This window comes from Saccharibacillus sacchari DSM 19268 (assembly GCF_000585395.1).
Taxonomy (GTDB): domain Bacteria; phylum Bacillota; class Bacilli; order Paenibacillales; family Paenibacillaceae; genus Saccharibacillus; species Saccharibacillus sacchari.
Map to the genome: position 1 here is coordinate 4,285,471 of NZ_KK073875.1, position 21,941 is coordinate 4,307,411.

Annotated in this window: 13 protein-coding genes; 1 reads left to right on the forward strand and 12 read right to left on the reverse strand. The window is 53.5% G+C overall.

From position 1 onward, the window contains the following. The 3 genes from SACSAC_RS18515 to SACSAC_RS18525 form a co-directional block, all read right to left on the reverse strand. Entirely contained in the window at window positions 1-1,248 is a 1,248-nt protein-coding gene (locus SACSAC_RS18515; protein WP_051507243.1) for a glycoside hydrolase family 88/105 protein, read from the reverse strand. A 111-nt stretch (window positions 1,249-1,359) separates the two neighbouring features. Then, window positions 1,360-2,889 (reverse strand): extracellular solute-binding protein, encoded by a 1,530-nt coding sequence (locus SACSAC_RS18520; protein WP_037289141.1) that lies wholly within the window; start codon window positions 2,887-2,889, stop codon window positions 1,360-1,362. 49 nt (window positions 2,890-2,938) lie between these two features. Then, window positions 2,939-3,811: an ABC transporter permease gene (locus tag SACSAC_RS18525; RefSeq protein ID WP_245608752.1), complete on the reverse strand. Its 873-nt coding sequence runs from the start codon at window positions 3,809-3,811 to the stop codon at window positions 2,939-2,941. Window positions 3,812-4,180: 369 nt separating this feature from the next. Here SACSAC_RS18525 and SACSAC_RS18530 point away from each other — a divergent pair, with 369 nt between their 5' ends. Next, window positions 4,181-5,068: a carbohydrate ABC transporter permease gene (locus SACSAC_RS18530; protein ID WP_037289145.1), complete on the forward strand. Its 888-nt coding sequence runs from the start codon at window positions 4,181-4,183 to the stop codon at window positions 5,066-5,068. A gap of 100 nt (window positions 5,069-5,168) precedes the next feature. Here the strand turns inward: SACSAC_RS18530 and SACSAC_RS18535 are convergent, their stop codons facing one another. From SACSAC_RS18535 to SACSAC_RS18575, 9 genes are all read right to left on the reverse strand, one after another. After that, window positions 5,169-7,409 carry an AraC family transcriptional regulator gene (locus tag SACSAC_RS18535; RefSeq protein WP_037289147.1) on the reverse strand — a complete coding sequence of 747 codons (2,241 nt, stop codon included), beginning with the start codon at window positions 7,407-7,409 and terminating at the stop codon, window positions 5,169-5,171. A gap of 351 nt (window positions 7,410-7,760) precedes the next feature. Continuing rightward, entirely contained in the window at window positions 7,761-8,801 is a 1,041-nt protein-coding gene (msrA, locus tag SACSAC_RS18540; protein ID WP_084778192.1) for a peptide-methionine (S)-S-oxide reductase MsrA, read from the reverse strand. Between the two features lie 36 nt (window positions 8,802-8,837). Then, a complete protein-coding gene (locus SACSAC_RS18545) occupies window positions 8,838-9,686 on the reverse strand; it encodes a S66 peptidase family protein (protein ID WP_037289149.1) in 849 nt (282 codons plus the stop codon). A 322-nt stretch (window positions 9,687-10,008) separates the two neighbouring features. Beyond that, window positions 10,009-12,426, reverse strand: coding sequence for a putative bifunctional diguanylate cyclase/phosphodiesterase (locus tag SACSAC_RS18550; RefSeq protein WP_037289151.1), 2,418 nt, complete (start codon window positions 12,424-12,426; stop codon window positions 10,009-10,011). 223 nt (window positions 12,427-12,649) lie between these two features. After that, a complete protein-coding gene (locus SACSAC_RS18555; RefSeq protein ID WP_051507244.1) occupies window positions 12,650-16,456 on the reverse strand; it encodes a dynamin family protein in 3,807 nt (1,268 codons plus the stop codon). A 54-nt stretch (window positions 16,457-16,510) separates the two neighbouring features. Continuing rightward, complete coding sequence (locus SACSAC_RS18560; RefSeq protein WP_037293207.1) at window positions 16,511-16,768, reverse strand: hypothetical protein; 258 nt, start codon at window positions 16,766-16,768, stop codon at window positions 16,511-16,513. 63 nt (window positions 16,769-16,831) lie between these two features. Beyond that, window positions 16,832-17,503 carry an endonuclease III gene (nth, locus tag SACSAC_RS18565; RefSeq protein ID WP_037289153.1) on the reverse strand — a complete coding sequence of 224 codons (672 nt, stop codon included), beginning with the start codon at window positions 17,501-17,503 and terminating at the stop codon, window positions 16,832-16,834. 137 nt (window positions 17,504-17,640) lie between these two features. Continuing rightward, window positions 17,641-20,376 (reverse strand): S-layer homology domain-containing protein, encoded by a 2,736-nt coding sequence (locus SACSAC_RS18570; protein ID WP_051507245.1) that lies wholly within the window; start codon window positions 20,374-20,376, stop codon window positions 17,641-17,643. A 133-nt stretch (window positions 20,377-20,509) separates the two neighbouring features. Beyond that, entirely contained in the window at window positions 20,510-21,919 is a 1,410-nt protein-coding gene (locus tag SACSAC_RS18575; protein ID WP_037289154.1) for an N-acetylmuramoyl-L-alanine amidase, read from the reverse strand. Window positions 21,920-21,941: the final 22 nt, after the last annotated feature.

Genomic DNA, 21,941 nt, shown 5'->3' on the forward strand with positions numbered 1-21,941 from the left:
TCAGCTCGCTCCTTCCGCTCCAACCGAGGACACTCCAGTCGATGGCGCGGTCTTGTGCACGGCTTGATCGGACCGGGAAGCGTATTGATCTGATGATGCGCCGGAATTCGTCGGTCTTGGCAGCAACAACTCATACTCGACGCACGCTTGCAAAAATGCGCCCAACCCTTTCTGGTCATTCGTGACGATCGGCTCGCTGATATAATAAGCAAAGCTGCCGTCGCGCTGATCCGCGCCGCCGAGTCCCGCAACCTGGCAGTTTTTGTTCAGGTTGATCCACCCTTCTTTCGTTTCGAGCACGAATTCGTCGATCAGGCCGCGGAAAGCCAGCTCCAACGGCTCCCGCCAGCTATCGTCCAACGCGCCGAGACGGATGCCTTTTGCCATCGCGTAAGCGATCATGGAAGTGGCGGACGCTTCCCGGTAATTGCCTTTCCGGTCGGCCTGGTCGACGATCTGGTACCAGGCGCCGGAATCCGCATCCTGATAACGGCGGAGCGCCGTCAGCGTATCGGTCAAAATCCGCCGCAGCTCCGGAGCGTCGGATTGAGTTGCCGGAAGCAGCTCCAGCGTATCGACGAGCGCCATGACGAACCAGCCGAGCGAACGCCCCCAGAAATGCGGAGACAACCCCGTTTGCGGATCGCACCACGGTTGAACTTTTTTCTCGTCCCAGGCATGATAGAGCAGTCCCGTTTTCGCGTCCCGCGTATGCTTTTCGCATAAAAGGAATTGCTTCGTTACGTCATCCAGCCCTTCGCCTCCGGCAAATTCAAGCTGATATTGCAGATAGAACGGCGCTCCCATGTACAAGCCGTCCAGCCAGATCTGATACGGATAAATCTGTTTATGCCAAAAGGCACCTTCGGAGGTCCGGGGATGGCTTGCCAATTGCCCGCGCAGCAGATCCGCAGCCGTACGGTATTTGGCTTCGCCCGTCTTGTTATGAAGCGCGAACATCAGCTTGCCGTTGTTGATATGGTCGATATTGTACTCATCCTGGGCATAGCCTCGGATCCTACCGTCTTCCTGCACGAATTCGTCTATCTGTTTTTGCATATAAAGAAAGTATCGTTCATCTCCGGTACGACGCCATAACGCTTCAAAACCTTTTAACACCACGCCGTAATCGTACGACCATTTGCCTCCGTGCCCGTTGCACGCATGCAGCAGCGGACTTCGCTCCATGATCGATTCCGCCGTGCGCACGGCCCAGCCTTGCTTGGTCAACTCTTGTTGATGATCCATGTGTGCCTCCCTCATCGAACTCTGATTATTGAGCCAGTAACTTGTCTGTCATGCCGAAGCGGCTACCGAATGATTCCGGCAGCCGCCCGTTACAACGCCGATCTCAACGATTTACGATTGAACTTCTTTGTAAGCGGCTTCATATTCGGCAATGATTGCATCTCCGCCGGATTTTTTCCAGCTTTCAACCGCGGCATCGAATCCGGCACGATCAAGCTCGCCCAGAATGTACTTATACGTCGCGTCCGTGATCGTTTTTTGCAGCTCGGAGCCTTGCGTGTTATACGTCTCCGATTCCAGCGAGTACGCCGGATTCAGTACCGCATAATTGGCGTTGTCCGCGATCAGCTTATCGGATTCTTTTTTCAGCGGGTCGGCGTCATGAATCTTGAACCCGCTCTCTTTCGGACGGCTGGCCGAGAACGGCTGCACTTCCTGCTGCCACAGATCCGTATCCGTAATCGTCGCCGCATCCTGATCGTCCACCGTATAGTGCGTGCCTTCGATGCCGTAAGTCATCAGCGCATAGACGTCTTCGTCGAGCAGGTCGTTGACGAACTTCAGCACTCTTTTCAACTCGGCTTCGTCTTTGACTTCGGATCTCGGGAATGACAGCAGGCCGCCGATGCCGTTGTTGGCTGCCCAGATCGCACGGTCCGCTTCATTGCCAGTCGAGGTGATATCGTTAACGAGCACCAGCTCCATGTCGTCTTGAATGCCTTTCGCCATGTTCAATAAGTTTTTACTATCGAAGATTGCGCCTACGTAGATGCCGGCACGACCTTGCGCGAACTTCTGCTGTTGGTCGGTTTTGGCGGTCACGGCGAAGTCCTGATTAATATACCCTTTTTGATACAGTTCTTTCATGTAATCCATCGTGTCCACGTAACCTTGGGTCATGAACTCCGGCGTCATTTTACCGTCTGCGTCCACTTCCCAAATATTCGGCGTTCCGAAGTAGGAGCTTAGCGTTTTGAATGCCCCGTAGATCAGGTCGCTGCGATCCACAAAGCCTGTCGTATCGTCTTTGCCGTTGCCGTCGGGATCATCCTCCGTGAATGCCCGCGCGACTTCCATCAACTCCGCGGTCGTATGCGGCGTCTCCAGACCCAGCTTGTCGAGCCAATCTTTGCGGATCGTGATGCCGTTGCGCGCCAGATCCTTTTGGAACGGAACCCCGTAAAGCGTCCCGCTGATCGAAGCCGAACGGCGCGTATCCTCGGAAATCTTCGCCAGGTTCGGATAATCGTTCAGATACGGCTCTACGTCCCAGAACAGCCCGGATTTGAGCGAGTTTCGCACGGAAGAGTTATCGAGCAGCGTCAGCGTCACGATATCGGCCAACGAGTCGGAGGCCAGCGAGGTATTGATCCGTTCTTCTTTCGAAGCATCCGGAATCCAGGAGAATTGAATATCGGCGTTGGTCTTCTCTTCAATCTTGTTCAAAATGGTATCGGTCGGCGGAGAAGCGGTGTGCAGGATATTCAGCCAACTGATATTCGCTTTCGAATTTTCGTCGTACGGCTCGCCTGAAGCGGCTTGATTGCTACTTCCTCCACCGCTGCAGGCACTAAGCAGAAGAATTGTGGTACACAGCAGCAGCGCACCCGTTTTACGGGCTTTTCTCGCAACTTTTTTCATGTGATTACCCCTTCTTTTTTGGAATAAAATCTTCGCTTGTGAAGCCTAATCAATACACGCCGTCTTCCCCCATCTTTTTGGCAAGCCGGTTGGACAACATGACCAGCACCAGTCCGACTACGCCTTTGAACAAACCGACGGTCGTACTGTAGCTAAGTTGACCGTTCTTAAGCCCCGCCGTATAGATGTACGTATCGAAAATTTCCGCCACTTCGCGGTTGAGGGAATTCAGCAGCAGGTACATATGCTCGAAGCCGAGATCCAGCGTGCTGCCGATCTTCAGAATGAGCAGGGTGATAATGACCGGACGGATCGCGGGAAGCGTGACATGCCAGGTCTTGCGCAGACGCCCTGCTCCGTCCATCTCCGCCGCTTCGTACAACTGCGTATCGACGACGGTAATCGCGGCCAGGTAGATAATCGTCGACCAGCCGAGTTCTTTCCAAATAATTTGTCCGATGTACACGGTACGCAGCCACTCCGACGAGGTGAGGAAGCTGATCTTAGGCAGTCCCACCGCGGCCAGCAGCTCGTTCAGCACGCCGCCGTCGACCGTCAGGAATACATAAGTAATGGAAACGATGATGACCCAGGACATGAAATGCGGAATGTAGATAATGGTCTGGATCGAGTTTTTGAAAAACTTGTGCCGAACTTCGTTGAGCATGAGCGCGAGAATAATCGGTAACGGGAAAAAGAAAATGATGTTCATCGCGAACAGGACGAGCGTGTTGCGCAGCAGCATAAAGAAGGTAGGTTCCGTGAACAGGCGGATAAAATGTTTCAACCCTACCCATTCGCTGCCCATAATGCCTCGGTACGGCTGGTAATCCTGAAAGGCAATGACCAGGCCTCCCATCGGGAAATACTTGAATACGACAAAATAGAGAAAACCGGGCAGGATCATCAGATACAGCAGCATGTGCTTGCGAATGCTAAATCCGCGTTTGCGCACGGCTTGACGATCATGCTTCAGCAGGGACGCATCGGACACGTTCACCGGCTTTGCCATCGTTAACCGACCTCACTCTCACTTTGAATTCCGATTGCTTTCTCAGCGTAAGCGCAAAGGCCGATTCCGTATATAATCATCACATGATAACGCTTCCAAAATGCCGCCGTTACGGGATTTGTCGTCGACGGAACACTTCTGATGATTACTCCCGGAGCTGATGATTATCCGGTAAACAAAGTCTGATGCGCCCATCACCTCATGCGCGGATTATATACGGAACGCAACGCCGCTGGTATCGTGGAGATAGGCACTCAAGTCCATAAGGAGGTTCATAAGATGGAGCATTCTTCTTCACGTCGCAAGCAAACACTCGGCAGTCGGTTATTCAATATCGTCAACTACACGCTGCTGATCCTGATCGCGCTCATCTGTCTGTTACCGTTCATTAATGTGATCGCCAGCTCGTTCGCGTCCACCCAGGAGGTCGTATCGAAAAAGTTCATTCTGTTCCCGACCACGTTCTCTTTGGATGCTTACCGCTACATTTTATCCACCCCGACGATCTTTAAAGGACTAGGCGTATCGGTCGGCGTGACGTTGGTCGGAACGGTCGTGAGCATGGTGCTGACCGCGCTCATGGCTTACGGACTGTCGCGCAAATATTTAAGAGGGCGCAACTTCATCAACTTCGTCGTCGTGTTCTCCATGCTGTTCAGCGGCGGGATGATCCCGACCTTCCTGGTGGTGAAAGGAACCGGCCTGATCGACTCCTACTGGTCCCTGATTCTCCCGGTTGCCGTCAATGCGTTCAACCTGATCATCATGCGGAACTTTTTCCAGGCGCTGCCTGACGAGCTGGAGGAATCCGCAAAAATCGACGGCAGCAACGACTTCGGCATTTTCCTGAAAATCATGCTTCCTCTCGCTTTGCCGTCGATCGCGACCATCTCGCTCTTTTACGCCGTGACCTACTGGAATACGTATATGACGGCGATCTTGTATCTAACCGATTCCGTCAAATGGCCGATTCAGGTGCTGCTGCGCCAGATCGTTATCGTGTCGAGCGGCATGCAGGCGGAAGGCACATCAGTTGATGTCATCCCTCCCGCACAGACGATCAAAATGGCCGTAATCGTGGTCGCGACCATTCCGATGCTGATCGCGTATCCGTTCGTGCAGAAGCACTTTACGAAAGGCGCGCTGCTGGGAGCAGTCAAAGGCTGATCGGTTCTTGTTGGCACGTCACCCGAACCGGATATTGCGACTGTATATAACGAAGCCCCGTTCTTCTGTGGAGCCACAGGAGCACGGGGCTTTTCGTGCATTACACGTTTTGTCTGAGCTTGCGGTACACGCCGGGCGTCACCTGTTCTTTTTTACGGAACGAACGAATAAAATTTTGCGGATTATGGTATTGAAGCCGTTCGGCGATCTCTTTAACCGTCTTGTCGGTCTCGGTCAGCCATTTTTTCGCCATGTCGAGTCGGTAGCCCATTAGGTAATCGCTGAAGGTGACGGAGAATTCTTTTTTGAAAATGCTGCTGAGGTAGTTGGGATTGTAATGCAGCCTTTCCCCGATCATCTCCAAGGACAGCTCCCGGTCGTACTCCTCATGCACGATATCGGCAATCGTCTGAGACAAGCAGCGGAATTGCTCATTCGTTTTCTTTTCCATGCTGCGAACCATCGGGAAAATGACCTGCTCGACCAGTATGCGCTCCACCTCCTCGGGATTGCGGATACTGAGCAAACGATGGTACAATGCATGATTGTCCGCGGTCAGCAGCACTTCGATCCCGAGCAGCTGCTCCAGTTGGATCAGATTGTTGACCAGCCGCACGAGCATCACTTCCAGGTTCATCGAATTGCGGCTTTTTTTCATGAATTCGGCCAGCAGCGGATACAGCGCCGCCGACACCTGCCCTTCGTCGCCTATGCGGATCGCGTCGAACAGTTTGGATTCCAAGTGCGCCGGATAATGCAGCAGCACCGGACCGGACACCACCGACTCGATATCTTCGTAAAAGATAATTGATTCTTTGCCCAGATTCAAACGCTGATGCAGCGCCTGCTTGCTCATTTCGCATGCTTCGCGGCTTTTGAGCAGATTCGGATAAGCTCGGCTGATGCCGACGCTGACAGACAGCTTGAGATAGTCTTTGACTGCGCGTACCATCTGTTTGGCATATTCCAGCATCTGCCGACGGATCTCCTGCTCGCCGTGATCGTCGAACATCAGAATCGTCGCCTGCGTGTCGTCGTTCAAAATAACCGGCAGCATGCGTATCCGAGCGGGAATAATCTCCTCCGCGATCTTGTTGACCGCGAGCAGCAGCACGTCCCGATCCGGCGTATCCCGTTTGCCTACGTTGTCGAGTTGAACCAGCATGGTGACGTATTGTCTGGACTGGCTTCCTTCGTAGCCCAGACGCTTCAACTGATGCTCCAGCTCCCCTGCCGAGATGCGACTGCGGAACAGATTCAGCACGAACTGCGTCTGAAGCTGCGGCTGTTCGGCTTCCATCAAGGTTTCCAGGCTTTGCTTTTCGCTGAGCAGCCGATTGATCGAAGACAAAATCCAATCGACTTCGTTTTTGCCGCGCGGCGAGGCATGGTCCGGCAGACTGCTCGTGATCTGGCTGATCGGTTTGGTAAAACGGGCAGCGATCACGTAAGCGACCACGGCGATCAGCAAGATCAAAGCCAGCTCCATGGCGATCAATCCGAATCGGGTCGCTTTTAAAGCGCCGGCGATTTCTTTGGGATCAAGCACGGTGAAATAGGTCCAATTGTTGTAAGCGGAGCGCGAATAAATCAAATCGCCTTTCGTTTCATTGCTTGATTTTGCGTCGATCATGCCTTTGGTCTCGCCGTCGCCCGCGATCCGAGTCAAATTCAATCGCTCGGCTTCATGGATCGGCGAGTCCGAGTCGGTATCGTACATCAACTCGCCTTGTTTGTTCAAAATAAACACTCGGGCGCCGTCTTCGCTTCGAAGCGTCCGGCCCAACGTATTCAACGATAGGTCCGACAGCGCGATCGCATCTTTGTTCGTCGAAAAAGCGGGCAGCGTATTGACGAATCGGATTCCGGTCTCCGTTTTGATCCAGAACAGGCCTTTCTCCCGGTTATTGATGTATTGCTGATACAAGCGCTCTTTCTCCGCGGCATCGATATAGGATAGCGTCCCGTTCGAGATCATCCAGTCTCTTTTCAGGCTGATTAACGTATATTCGGCCCCTTCCAAGCCCATCGTGGCGATATAGTTGAGTTGGGAGTTTACTTCCCGATAAGCGACAAAATCGCGTTCGGTAATCGGATTATTAACAACCTGATCAAAAGAGACCGTCGTGCTGTATGTATTGAAAGCGTATTCAATAGTGCGTATTTTTTGCTCCAGATTATTTTTGATTTGGGTAATGGAGTTTTGCTTTTCTTCGGCTACGCTATCGATGACCGACCGGACGGTCTGAATATACGTGTAGATCCCGAAACTGACTGCCAGGGCGACGCCCAGCAGAAGGATTGGAATAAACGTTTTATAAAACATTCTTCCTTTTTTCATCAAATCCCTCCAGCGTCTATAAGATTCTTCCATATTATAACGCTTAAAAGATGGAGGGGGAAGGTCTTAATTTGGTGGGGAAGCGCGGGACACAGAGGGAAAAATTCGTTCAAGACGCTGTCTCGCGCAGAAAGTCTTCGACTTTCCGTGCTCAAAGGCGTCTTTCACTGAATTTCTCCCTCTGCTGGCAGCTTCTTCAAAAGGATAAGACCGTTTGGGGAGTAGTCAGGGAAGGGAAAGTGATTAAAGCAAATGCAAGTGATTAAAGCATTAGCCAAGATCAAATCAAATATCAATTTAGAAATCAAAAATAACACTCAGGCAATTGCAGTTGAAGTATATGCCAGAGTGTTAGTCTGTTTCGCTTTCAGGGAGGAAACGGAGGGCGGCGGAGTTTACGCGGTAGTGGAGATGTTCGTCGCTAGGACCGTCGTAGAGAAGATAACCGAGTTTGATGCCGGTCAGACGGCTGACTAAAGCGGTTCGGACGCCGCCGCCGCCGAGGGCGGCTTCGCGTTTGACCAGGCGGCTGCCGGAGGTCTTGGAGAAAGCGGGCCAGCCGTCGCCGGCGTCGTATTTGTCGGCCGCGTCGAACAAGGGGTCGCCGCTTAGGCGGTCGACGTAAGTGCCCCGGCGCGTTTCGTTCCAGTACGCGTTATCAAAAGCCGGTTCCATATCGCCGCGGATCATGACGTTATATTCGGTCTCGGTCAACTGCTGACGTAACCGTTCGCGGTCGCGGTCGGTATCCCAGTGGTCGCGAATAAACGTATCGCGACCCGAATGTTGGCGGTATAGACGGTAATGGCCGAAGCTGCGTTTATAATAATCCTGATGTTCTTCTTCGGCAGGGTAAAACGGACCGGCTTCGGTAATTTCGGTGACAATTTTGCTTTTGAAGCGGCCGCTTTTTTGCAGATCGCGCTTGGACGCTTCGGCTTCCTGGCGCTGTTGATCGTTGCTCGTGAAAATCGCGGTTCGGTAGGAAGCGCCGCGATCCTGAAATTGACCGCCGGCGTCCGTCGGATCGACCTGCTGCCAGAACAGTTCCAATAATCTTTTGTACGGGAAAATCTCCGGATCGAATACGATTCGCACAGCTTCGGCGTGTCCGGTCGTCTCGCTCGCCACTTCGTCATACGTCGGATTTTCGGTATGCCCTCCGGTGTATCCGGAGACGACCGAGACGATGCCCGGCAATTCGTCGAACGGCGAGACCATGCACCAGAAGCAGCCTCCTGCAAAGATTGCCGTGTCGAATCCGGGTTTGGAAGAAAGGCCCGCATGCGCAGGATCCTTTTGCTCTTGCTGATCCGCTATGCCTTGTTCTGCTTCGGACTGCATCTGGGACGATCGTTTCGCGTGTCCGAACCACCGCTTACCAAGCTTCATTGCGCAGCCTCCTTTCTCAGCGTGTTTGAAAACTTCCTAACTGAGCACGACGCACTTCGCGTCTTCGCCATGTCCGATCTGACTCGATTTTACAATGGGAATGCCCCGGTCTTGCGTCAATTCGAACAGTAGGTCGCGCACGATTCCGAATTCGCCGCGGCTTTCCAATTCCGTGAACGTTCCCAGCAGGAGTCCCGAACAACGCTCCAAAGCCCCGGTCTGGGAGAGTTGGGAAAGCAGCGACGCAATTCTTGCCGCTCCCCCGCCCAACGATTCAAGCAAAAGAACTTTTCCGGTAACGTCCGGCCAATAGGGAGTTCCCGCAAGTTTGAGCAGACAACGCAAATTCCCGCCGATCACATCTCCGTTCAAATATTCTCCCTGCAAAAATTCAAAATCGAAATTATGCAAATCCGGCAATCCTTCAAAGAACGTCCGATAAAAAGCTTCGCGTTGACGTTCTGCGTAGGCCCCAATCAGGTTCATCGTTCGATAATGGTAAGTCCGAATGCCGCTGCGGGCGGACACTGCGTTCAATACCGCGGACAAGTCGCTCAAGCCGAACAACGGCTTGCCGGAATTCCGAATGGCCTCATAATGAAGCAGCGGCAAAATCTGATTCGCCGCATCTCCGCCGGATATATCGAAAATAGCGGCAACCCGCGGATCGGCGAACAAACGATTCAATTCATCTGCACGTTCGCGCGGCGTACCGCTGAAAGGCCCTGCGGTTCGGATCAGCGTGCGCGATTCTTCGACCTGAAGTCCGAAGCTGCGCAATTGCCCGCTCAGCGCTTCGATTCGCGCACGGTCTTCCGGTGCCAAGCCGTCCGAACAAGCGATCAATGCGACCCTATCACCGGATTTCAATCGGAACGAGGACATAAAGATTCTATTCTCCTTTGCTTAGGTGTATACGCAAATTTAACGACGTCATTTTCAAAGTTTGCGGACACGCCCTAAAAGACTTTGCGGCTGCTTCGATCCTATTTTCGCGAGAATCTGCCAACCGCTGCGGTTTTTATTTTACACCATTTTTCAGTATTCGGAATAGGCATAGCGCGTTTGCTGAACGCATGCGCTCGCAATAGTTTCAGATTTTACTATTTCGAATTTTTCATCATATTATTTTTGTTTATATGAAATCAACAGCAAAAATCCCCGATTCAGCGACTTATTGAATCGGGGATCCCATCTATCGGATCGTTCAAGAAACGTGCGCACGGTCTACCTGTTCCGGGGTCAGCGGACGGCTGTAATAAAATCCTTGCACATTATAACATTGAAGCTCTTGCAGCAGCGCTACTTGCTCTTTGGTTTCCACGCCTTCGGCAATGATTTTCAAGCCTAACTGCTTGGCCATCGAAATGATCATTTCGGCGATCGCTTTGCTGTCTTTGTCCGTCGTGATTTTGCGGATGAACGAGCGGTCGATCTTGAGGCAGTTGATCGGAAGGCTGTGCAGATAGCTAAGCGAGCTGTAACCTGTTCCGAAGTCGTCCATGGATACCGAAATGCCGGCTTCTTTAAGTTTGTCGAGAATTTCGATGACATGGTCTTCGTTATGCATCATCGCGCTTTCCGTGATTTCCAGTTCCAGCAGATGCGGATCGAATTCCGTTTCTTGCAGCGTTTGGAGAATCGATTCATAAATATCCGGCTTCATTAGATGAACTTGGGAGATGTTGACCGCCATCGGCAGCGAAGATCGGCCGGCAAGTTCCCAACGTTTCGCTTGCGTGCAGGCAGTACGCAGTACCCATTGTTCGATCGGCACGATCATGCCGCTTTTTTCCGCCAGCGGAATGAAACGCAGCGGCGAAATTTCGCCGTGAACAGGATGATCCCAACGCAATAGCGCTTCGTAACCGATGATGCGGCTGGTACGGATATCGAATTTCGGTTGATAAAGCAGTCGCAGTTGATCGCGGTCGACCGCATATTCGAGTTCTTGTTCCAGCCAGATCTCTTCCTGGCTCGTACGGTCGCTGGCCGCGTCGTAAAAGCGATACTGCGAGCTGCCGTTCTGCTTGGCCACGTACATGGCCGCGTCCGCGTATTTCGTAAGCAGATCGCTCGACAAGCTGTCTTCCGGATAACGCGCGATTCCGACCGAAGCCGACAATTTGACCGTATGTTTGCCGATTTCGAACGGTTCGTTGAAGCGGTCGACGATCTGTCCCGCCCATTTTTCTATTTCGGCGCGGCGGCATACGCCGGGCAAAATGACCGTGAATTCGTCTCCGCCCATCCGCGCGAGAAAAGCGCTCGAAGGAATGCTCTCCTTGATCAGCCGTCCGGCATGCTTGATGACCAAATCGCCGAAAGCATGGCCGAAGAAGTCGTTTACCCGCTTAAAACGATCCAGATCCACGAACAGCAAAGTAAACGGCTCCGGTTTTCCTTCGCCGTAATGCGCATATCGCTCCAGCGTGTTTTCGTAGGAACGCCGGTTAGCCAACCCCGTCAATTCGTCGTGATAAGCCAAATGACGGATTGTTTCCTGATCGCGTTTGCGTTTGGTGATGTTTTTGGCCATGCTGTAAGCGCCCACGACATGCCGTTCCACGACGATCGGCAGCGAAGTCAGCGCATACGACTGCATATTGCCGTCCGGCCCTCTCACGTCGATCTCGGCCGTGCCGTGTCGTCCGCCGAGCACCGTTTTCATGTGTTCGGCCACGATCCGCCGCTGCTCGCCCGAAAACAAATCGCTGAACTTGGAACCGACGACTTTTTTGCCCAACTTTTTGGCGACGGCTTCCGCTTGTTCGTTCATGCCCATCACGACGCCTTGTTGATCGAATTCCAACACGCCGTCGGGGTTATGCTCGTATAAGGAGATGTAATGTTGTTCCCTTTCGAGGATTTTTCGAGTTTGCAGCTTTTCTCTTACGCGCAGGAAATCGTCCGGGATGGCAACGAGGCAGCATACGATAGCCAACATAATGAGGTAGGGGAGCAAAAAAGCCCGATTTTCGCCGATTTCGCCCAGTTGGTTATAGACATCCAAAGGCAGCACGGACAACACGCTCAAAATAGGGGCCCCGAACAGCGCGATGCCGCATAATACGATGCCGGGCAGCGTCCAGCGAGAGTTCAGTCCGAGTTCGCGGTTGCGGTTGGATAACGCCAGCAACCGGATCACGGCGAATCCCACGCATAACGTAAGCCCTACCGTCAAGGCGACAAGATCCGGGTTCCATACCGCGAAGTCGCGGAACAAAATCACGACGTTGACGTAATCGAAAATCAAGATGGTCAACGATACGATCAAGCCGGTCAAAAAGAAACGGCCCGAACCGCTCGGAGGCTTGACCGCGTAGCGCATGGCCAGCGCGGTGGCCGCCAAGCAGCCTAAAACGGTAAAAATAAAATGTATCGCGTAGTATTCCTTGTTGATTGGAAGCGTCAGCGAAAGCGGAGCGATGATATGATCGATGCTGAAAGCGGCCGTAGCCAGCAAAATGACAATGCTTTGCCGTCGCCTGACCCGCCCCGTGCGCAGCTCCGAACTTTTCCATGCCGCTCCGTAGACAATCAACATACATGCCGCAATCGAACCCATTAACGCAATCGTTAAATATACCCCGTTTAGTGATAGGATTTTCAAGATGTCATTCATGATATTCTCTCCCGCCTGCTTAACTTAGGGACCCGATCGTGCCAACTGCATCCATATGACTAACGACAATGAGTCTTTTATCTTATGAGTTACCCAGCAAATTGAGACTCGAAACCTTATTCGAATACAAAAAAAGGCAGACAAGTGACATAAAATGTATGACATTGCCTGCTAAATATTTATTTGGAAACTATCTTGCTTAAAGTCGGGACTTTCGAACGTCTTACACGCTTGCCGTAGTTTCCGATTCCAGTATTTTTTTAAGACGATCTTCGATCCGTCTCCAGGAATCGGTATCGGATTTACCAGACAACGATAATCTAAGTCCTTCGGCCGCTTCTTCCGCCTGCCGCAGAACAGCTTGCGCGAGCTCCTTCTGCTTTTCGGCCAACTGCCTGCCGTAGAAGGATTCGAATTCGGGCAGCCTGGCTTCGGTGATCTGCTGCATGGCTTCGCGGAAAGTCGCCAAAGCGGCTTCGCGAACGAAATCGCGTCCGCGCTGTTCGAAGAAAGCTTTGGGATTTTTGAACAAAGGCCAGAGCGCTCCCCAGTTTAATGCTCCGCCGAGCTTTACTTCGGAAATTTCCGGCGTTTGCCATTCTCCGCCGTCTCCTTGCTCCGGCAGGTCGAACGGAGCTCCCAACGCGGACAGCTTTTCCAAGACGTCCTTCGCTCCTTCTTTCAGCATGCGTTGGCCTGCCCGCTCGACCCGAAGGCCGGTGGCGAGCAGCTCGTTTTCCGCTTCGCGCGCCACCATGCGCGACAACTCCCGGCCGCAAGCCAGGAAAGCCGCTTTGAGATCGCCGCTTCCCGCATGCAGGATCGCCGGGTTAAAGCTTTCGGCGAACCAAGCGTTGAAACGGAACTCGATCCGCTGCCGAACATGGAACAGCAGCTCCCGGATCTCGCGCGACAGCTCGGGAAGCTTATCGGCCGCTCCGCCCGTACCGATGATCGTTTTCGCTTCGGCAAGCGAAAGTTCGATCCGCTCTGCCCGGGCTTGCTTCTCTTGCTCGCCTTGCGTCGCTTCTTCGATCCAGCCGGCGATCCGTTCGCGAGCCGCTTCGATCTCGCGGTCGGCGGCGGCCGCGGCGAGTCCCGCCAATTCTTCGGCGGCGAAATGCATCAGTTCCCGTTCGAAATCCGCGAATCGGTCGATGCCTTCGACATCGGGGAATTCAACGGAACGATATTGCGCGGCGTTGTTTTTTCGCGGCGCGGACTTTTTGCGGTCAAGCGCGTTCAAACTGGACACCGGGTAAATCCTCGGTTTTAAAATGCCCTCCGCGCGCAGCCTCTCTTCCAAGTGCGCGGTTACTCCCGCGCATTCTTCTTCGGAATCGGCAAGATCGGCGGCATTGACGATGAAAAACGTTTTGTCGACGCTGTCGCTGCCTTTGACCCGGCCGAGCTGGGCCAAAAACTGACGATCAGCCCGCGAAAACGCATGATTGTAATACGTCACGAATACGAGCGCGTCGGCATTTTTCATGTAGTCGAACGTAACTCCCGTATGACGGGCATGCACCGAATCCGCTCCGGGGGTGTCCACCAGGACGATGCCTTGGCGGGTCCATTCCGAATCGATGTATACGTCGATCCGCTTGACGAAGCAGGCCCGGCTTTCATCGGCAGCATACAAGCGGAATTCCGCGGATTCCGTAAGCAGTTCGGTTCCGAGCAAAGGCTCGGCAAGATCGTATCCCGCATCCGCGGCACGCAGGAAGCTGTAATGCGCGCGTCCGGACGGATGGATACGATCAGGCGTCAACGACCGGACCTCGGCGCGCCAACGGCCAAGCGCGGGATCCCGAAGTCCCAACAATTCGCACGCGTCCGCCAGATCTCCGGCTACTTCCTCGGCGGTCTTCATGACGATCAGCGCCCTGCCGTGATCCTCGGCGCGTTCAGGTGCCATGATCCGGCTGATAGCCGCGGTTGTCGGATGCGGCGACACCGGCAAATAAGAATCCCCGAGCAAAGCGTTCGCGAAAGAAGATTTTCCGGCGCTGAACGCGCCGAATAATGCCAGAGTGAACCGTCCTTCCCTCAGCGACGCTTCCCGTTCGCGCATGGCACGCAAAGCGGAACTGAATGCCGGCAGCGGTTCAAGCAATCCTACGGCCTCGTTCAAACGCTCGGCCGACGCTTGCAAAATGCCGAGCCGCCCCGAAGCGGCGGATTCTTCCCCGCCTTCGGTCCCGAAAACGGAAGAAAACACTTCCTCGTCGCCTGAATCGTCTGCAGCTTCCGTTTCCCCGGCCGCCGGCTCGATGGTCTCGAGAAGGAAATCGTCTGCGGTTGTCGCTTGAGCGCTCCTGCGCTTCAAATGCCGCTTAGCGCTCAGCAGCTCGTCCAACGCAGCCAGCCGAACAGGCGAACGTTCATCAATGGCGCCGATTATATCGATCAGCCCCGCTTCGCGAACATCCAGCGCTTTGCGGACTTCCCGGCGGCGGCGTGCTTTATCCGCGAACGAGGAAGCTTCCGCGATCTCCCGTTCGAGTAACGCCAACTTTTCCGCGTCCCGCGGTCCGCGGCTGTCCAAAAGGCGATCGGCAAACTCCAACGACGCCCTGCGGAATCGGCCGAGCGCATCGGCACGCAAATCGCCGGTAAAGTTCATCACGTATTCGGGCGACAACCGGACATCGGATTTGAGAAGCCCGGTTATCCAGCCGTTCTCGACGCGCGGAAGCGCCTGCTCGAGCTGCGCCTCCCGATCGGCATCCCAGACGCCGATCTCGCGCCCGAACGCCCGCAAACGTTCCCGGACGTGAACGTCGAGGCCCGCTTCCACGCGTTCGGAGAAATCGGAAGCTGCGGTCTGAAGCCGATCTTCCCGTTCTTTTTCCGTCCGTTTCTTAGAACCGAACAGTCCGCCTGCCCGGAAACCGGGCGCTGCGGATTCCAGATACGACTGAACAAGATCACGCAGCGAAGCAGGCATGATCGGCGCATTATCAAGAATTCGCCCGATATCTGCCATCAGCCGATCGCGAAGCACGGTTCCCGCATCAAGCAGTTCGCTTCGTGCCGACTGAAGCGCTTGCAAGTTCGCTTCCGCGATGCCTTCGTTTTCCGCCTCCGCCTCGGTCAGCGAAGCCGCTTCTTCCGGCCGAATATCCCGTTCGCGAGTCAGATGCCGTTCGATCAAATCATGCGCAGCCAAACGAATACCGCGTCTCAGCAGTTCCTCCCGCTCTTCGAGCAGGCGCTCGATTAGCGTTATAAGACGCTGCCAATCGCTCAGCGGATGATCGGGGTGCTTAACCGACAAATATAAGATTCCGGCAGCGTTAATCTGCCAGTCTGCAAAGGTACGCTCGACCGTTTCCTGGTAATGCGTAAACGGCAGCTCTCCTTCCCGATGCTTATCGACTTGATTCACGATCAAAACGAGCGGCTTGCCCAGATCGGATAAACTTTTGGCAAACGCCAAATTGGTTTCGGATTGAACATGGTTATAATCCATCACATAGAATACGACATCCGCCAAATGCAGCGCGGCATCGGTTGCCGAAGCATGGGCAGCATCGGTAGAATCGACGCCAGGCGTATCCAGAAAGGCTCCGCCATGGCGCAGCAGCGGAATATCCCCCCAAATTTCAACCGTGGCATAGGCTTCCCCGTCTTTGCAATAAAGGGCTAATGCGTCTTCCATCTCTTCAGGCGCCAATATAAGCTTCTTCGGCTTCCCGTGCAGGTCTGAGTCGACTCCCGGCACGTCGGCTGCTTCCGCAGCCGGATGCAAAGTGATCTCCGCACGACGTTCTCCGCTTCGGATAATCGCTGCATTTGCCGTCGTCGGAAGCGGGCCGGACGGCAATAAAGGCCCCCCACACAAGGCATTGATCAGACTTGACTTTCCGGCTGAAAAATGTCCGAGAAAAGCAAGCGTCAGCTCTTTTTGATTCCATTTGTATTCAAGTTGGCTGATCTTGTCTGCTATTTCAGGATCTTCATATGAAATTAGAGCGGCACGCAGCCGCTCTAATTTCTTGTGCAGATCCCTGGAATTCATTGTCATGTCCGCCATATGCTCCTCCAGGTTCAGCGCCGTTTCAACGTTCGCAAGCGAAACTTAAACGGACGGGATGAAAATTTCGAAAATTTTTCCGTGCTGCAAAATCGTGATGTTGCGTTTCTTGTCGCGCATTACAACGACTTCCGGTTTTACGCGCATTTGTTCGATGTACTCTTCGGGAATTTCCGTCACAAGGCCGACCGTTACGCCTTCGATTTCCGTGTCTTCGTTCTCCGGAATATCGCTGACGAGTATTTGCTCGAAGATATCCGAAAATTTCTCGAACTCGTTGGTATATACCGTCACGCATTTCATGTTTTCCATCATGTTTTCCATGTTTTCCATCCTGTCCATCCTCTTTTTGTGTAGTTTTGGTTCTTAAACCGATGTTCGCGTTCTGCGTACCGTTGATGTTTTCATGCGTCTTTTGCCTTCCTTGCACACATCGAGCAGCGGACACACTTGGCAGTTCGGCGATTGCGCCTTGCAATGATAACGCCCGAAGAAAATCAGGCGATGGTGCGTAAGGGTCCATTCCTCTTTCGGCACCTTTTTCATCAACTTCTTCTCGACTTCAAGCACGGAATCGTCCTCTGCCGCAAGGCCCAGTCGCTTCGATACGCGCTCGACGTGGGTATCCACCGCAATGGCCGGCACGTCGAAAGCATTCGATACGACGACGTTAGCCGTCTTCCGGCCTACGCCGGGAAGCTTGACCAATTCGTCATGCACGCTCGGAACCTCGCCTCCGTACTGCTCGATCAACAAATGGCAAAGACTTTGAATATGCTTGGCTTTGTTCCGGTACAATCCGATTCTGCGAATATCCTGCTCCAGCTCTTCACGGGGTACGGCGATATAATCGGCCGGCGCATGATATTTCCCGAACAGATCTTTTGTGACTTTGTTAACCGTAACATCCGTACACTGAGCTGACAACAGTACCGCGATCGTCAATTCAAACGCGTTGCCGTAATCCAGCTCGCAACGGGCGTCCGGATACATGCCAGCAATCGTGTCCAGAATATGTCTGACCTTCGCGTTTGTCATGGCTCAATCCTTCTCCCGCGTCGCGATGCACGAAACTTGACTGCAGAAACCTGATCTCAAAGACAAACCGGCCGGTGCGAACGATAAGGTTCGCACCGAGCCGGCCTGACCGTACCCGGCGGCAGCCGGACGGAAATCTATTGCTTCACGAGCTCGTACACGACGTTGTTATTCAGATACAATACGATTTTATCATCTCCGGCGAGCGATTGCACGCTGATATTCGTTGTTCCCTGGTGAATCCAGGCATCCGGAGCCAATTTGAAGGAATTTGCTTCTGATGATCCGGGTGTTATCTTCACGAATACCGTCTGCGTCAAAGCATCGTATTTCCAGAAACTTTTGCTCACGGCTTGGAAGATCGTGAACGACGTGCTTCCGTCTGGTTGAACGATTGCCTGTACATGCTGGCCGGACGCAAGCGTCCCCAATCCCGATATAAGCGTTCCGTTTTGAACGACATTCAAAGGTCCTGCCGCGGACGAATAAGTCCGGGTTGCTCCCGTCGACGTCTGCAGAGTCACGGTACGGGAGGCCGTATCCACGTTTTGCACCGAACCGATAACGGTATCCGATACCTTTACTTTCGCCACTTCCGATCCGTTGAAGGTGACGTCGACCAAGCTCCCCGGATTCAAGCCCGCATAACCGATCTGCGTGCCTTGCGTATTCTGAATAAGCTTGTTGTCTGCGTACAGGCTTGTTGCAATGCCGCCTTGTTCGACGTTTAAACGGCTGCTTCCCGGCGTCATCGAAGCGACACGGAATTGCTTGGTAGTTTGCACAGCCACGGATTGCAATACGATTCGATCGGTATAAAGGGATGCAACGACTCGATCACCCGTTTTGATATTCGAAATGGTCGCGTAATTAACTCCGTACACTTGGACGACAGTCCCCACCGCACCATAAGGAAGTTTAACGGTTGTACCGTCGTCAAGTTTCAATGTAAGCGACATGGTGGACGCATTAACCTGTTCAACTGTCCCCTCGTATTTATACACAATCTCCATCGCTAACAATCGGCTGTTCACGGCTGTTAAGTTCAGACCGCGCCCCTTGATTAACAACGGCTCAATCCCTTTGAGCGTAGGCGTAGACGAGTTATACGTCAGTTTGGTTGCGGCATCGAGCGTAAACGCGTACGGCTTCCCTGCGGAATCAATGACTGCCAATACTCCTGTCGCAGAATCGTAAGAGCTGATAGTCGCCGCTGTAAGTTGAGTCGCTTCGCGATCCTGCACGACGATTTGAGTAACTTCACCGGCACCGTTCAAAGTTAACGCTACGCGATCTCCCTGAGCCTTGTCGGCGATGAGGTCGGCAAGCGAAGCTGTTTTCCCGTCGATCATCACCGTCGCTTTATCCGCAACCAATTTGACTTCCAATGCTCCCGTATCGGTTTTGTAGGTCAAAGTCGATCCGTCAGCCGATTTCTGATACAACGACGCCGTCACTGTGCGCTCCACGCTTTCCGTGACTTCGATCGTCCGAATCACGTTATTTTCGATCGTATACCCGACTTTGCTGCCTGCTTTAAGATCCGCTACGTTCAAAATTTCATTTTGATAGCGAATAATCGTTGCGGAATCAAGCTTATACTGTTCCGAGATCCCTGTCGAAGCGTTGAAGGTTACCGTGCCGGAAGCCGTATCGATCGCGGTAATGGTGCCGGTATCTTTTTTGCTCACGTTGCCCGAAGTCACTTGAACCGTCAGGATTTTGCCTGCACCGGAATAGGTTTCGCGCAGAAGCGAGATGCGGCTGCCCGCACTAATGCTTTTCGGATCGAGTTTATTGCCGTTTGGATCCAGGAAAACGGTCTCTGCATCATATTCGTATTTCGGATAATCGCTCTCGGTTTTCATGAACAACGTATTCGTTCCGGTTACCCGGTCAAACTCGCCCGTGATCGTCTCGACCTGAACTTTGGCGTCGACGATTTCCACGTAAGCGGCTTGCCCGGCTGTGCCTGCGGCCATGACTTTGGTATACAACTGCACGGACGAGGCGGGCACTTTCGCGTCGGAGTCGGCAGTAAAATAAGCCGTGCCTGCGCCCAGCGCGTACGTCGCGGTCGTTCCGTTGGCATAAATCGTTAAGGAGTTAGCCGTCAATCCCGTTACGATCCCTGTCGTCATTCCCGCATATGTAGGCGTGATATAACTTTCCGCGCGGCTGAAGAATGTCGCCATCTGCGCGCGGGTCACCGACCCGGACGGATTGAACTTATTGTTCTCCACGCCTTGAGCGATACCGAGCTTGACGGCCGTGCTTACATAACCCACGCTTTCTTTAGCAATATCCCCGTTGTCCGCAAACGCCGTAGCTTCGGTCGAAGCCAACGCTTCGGACTCTTTGCCGATCGCGCGCACGAGAATTTTGGTTACCCATTCGCGGCTGGCCGCTTGGGTGCCCCAAGCTTTGCCGTCGATGTCTTTTTCTTCCGCGGACTTGATCAAACCTTTGTCCAAAGCAAGATCCACGTAAGGCTTGAAGTAGTTGCTTACCGTCAGTCCTTCAGGCAGCACGGCTGCTTCAGCTGTTCCCAGCTCGCCTTCGACTCCGGCAAAACGAATCGCCATCGTAATCGCTTCTTGGCGCGTAATGTTATCGGCTGGCTTGAACTGGCCGTTTTGCCCAAGAACAATCCCCTGTGCCGCCAGCTTATAGATATGCTTTTCCGCCCAGTAGCCGGACTTCACGTCGCTAAAGCCCGCTGCGGCCGTTGTCGTCGCCGCGGCAGGCGCAGGTGCCGTCGTTTCGGCCGCCAATGCGAACGAACCTCCGCTCGCTCCCATCATTACGGCCAAAACGGCCGGAACCACCTTTTTCATTTTGAATGTTCCGCTATTGTATTTAAACTGCTGCATGTTCTTTTATCCCCTTTCCTTTCTTCCAAGCGATTAAGCTCTAAACAAAACATTCGCCGCCGGCGCTCTTATTCCTGCCGGCGGCGAATGTATGAAATAATCGTAACTTTTCGACTTCTAAGCGTCGACCCGCCTACAATCCCAAGTACTCGAGCAATCCTTTGGAGATCGCTTCGGCTACTTTTTGTTGGAAAGCTTCGTTTTTCAACTGCGCCGCGTCTCCCGCATGGCTTACGAAGCCGATTTCCAGCAGCGCTGCCGGCATGTCGGTTTCGCGAATGACATGGAAATTGCCGTATTGGACCTTGCGATCCTTGAAGCCCGTAGCTTGAAGAATATACTTATGCAGGGTCGTTGCCAGGGATTTGCTGCTTTCTCGTTGATAATACGTTTCCGTTCCCGTGGCGGCCGACGAACCGCTATTGTTGTGAATAGAGATGAACACGTCCGCGTTGACGTTCTTCGCTACGCGCACCCGCTCCTTCAACTCCAGGAACGTATCGTCGCTGCGAGTCATGACGATATCGACGTTGGCGTTCTTTTTCAAAATGGCTTCGACCTTAAGCGCGATGCCCAGATTGATGTCTTTTTCCCGAATGCCGTTGCCGACCGCTCCGGGATCATGGTTGCCGTGTCCCGCATCGATCACGATGACCTTTTTGCCGTTGCCGCCCACATTGGTGTTCGGCGCCGTCACTTTGTCCAGCGCCACGAATACGGATGTTCCCTCTTTGGAGAGTTTGTACGTATTGGCGCTTTTCAGGTCGATCACGACTTGAACGGTATTCGGGTTGGCCTTGGGAATGAAGTAGCGAATCTGCGAAACGTTGTCGGCATTGTCCGCCGAGATCGTCCCTACGTCGCCTACGCTCATTCCGCTTCCGATCGCAGGACCGAAGCCCGTATTCGACAACTCCAGCAAAATGCGGTTCGGACCGGCGAGCACGGAGTCCTTCACCGTTACGCTCTTATCCGTGGTGATCATCAGGCGATTGTCGCTGAAGCTGATCGCCTGAAGCACGGCCATATTGCCGACCGGCGTCGTTACCGGAGTCAGCGTTCCGCTATCGGACGCGCCCGGTGTCGTGGCTCCGACGGATCCTCCCGCCGGATTGCCGGAAGTGAACAGGGAGACCTTTTGCGCCGCGTTGTCCCATTTGACTTGAAGTCCCATTTGCGCGCTTACGAAGCGCAGCGGCACGTAAGTCGTTTGCTTTTGCGCCATGGCCGGCTGGATCAGGGAAACGAGCGCCCCGTTTACCGAAGCCATGCCCTGGTTAATGGTGAGTACGACGGTATCTGCACCGCTGCCGATGGTGACCTGCTGAGCTGACTGGTTCCATTCGACCTTATAACCCAGTTCTTCGGAAACGACCCGGATCGGAACCATCGTGGTCTGATTGACCGTGAGCACATCCGCGTTGGCAAGCTCCCGGTTATCCAGCACGATTTTGGTTCCGGACGAAGCCGCTTGTCCCGTATGCGGGAGCAAGAACATCAGCATCAGGACTGCCATGACTGTTGTTAACACGTACTTTTTCATTCATCCACCTCTAAATTCTTCG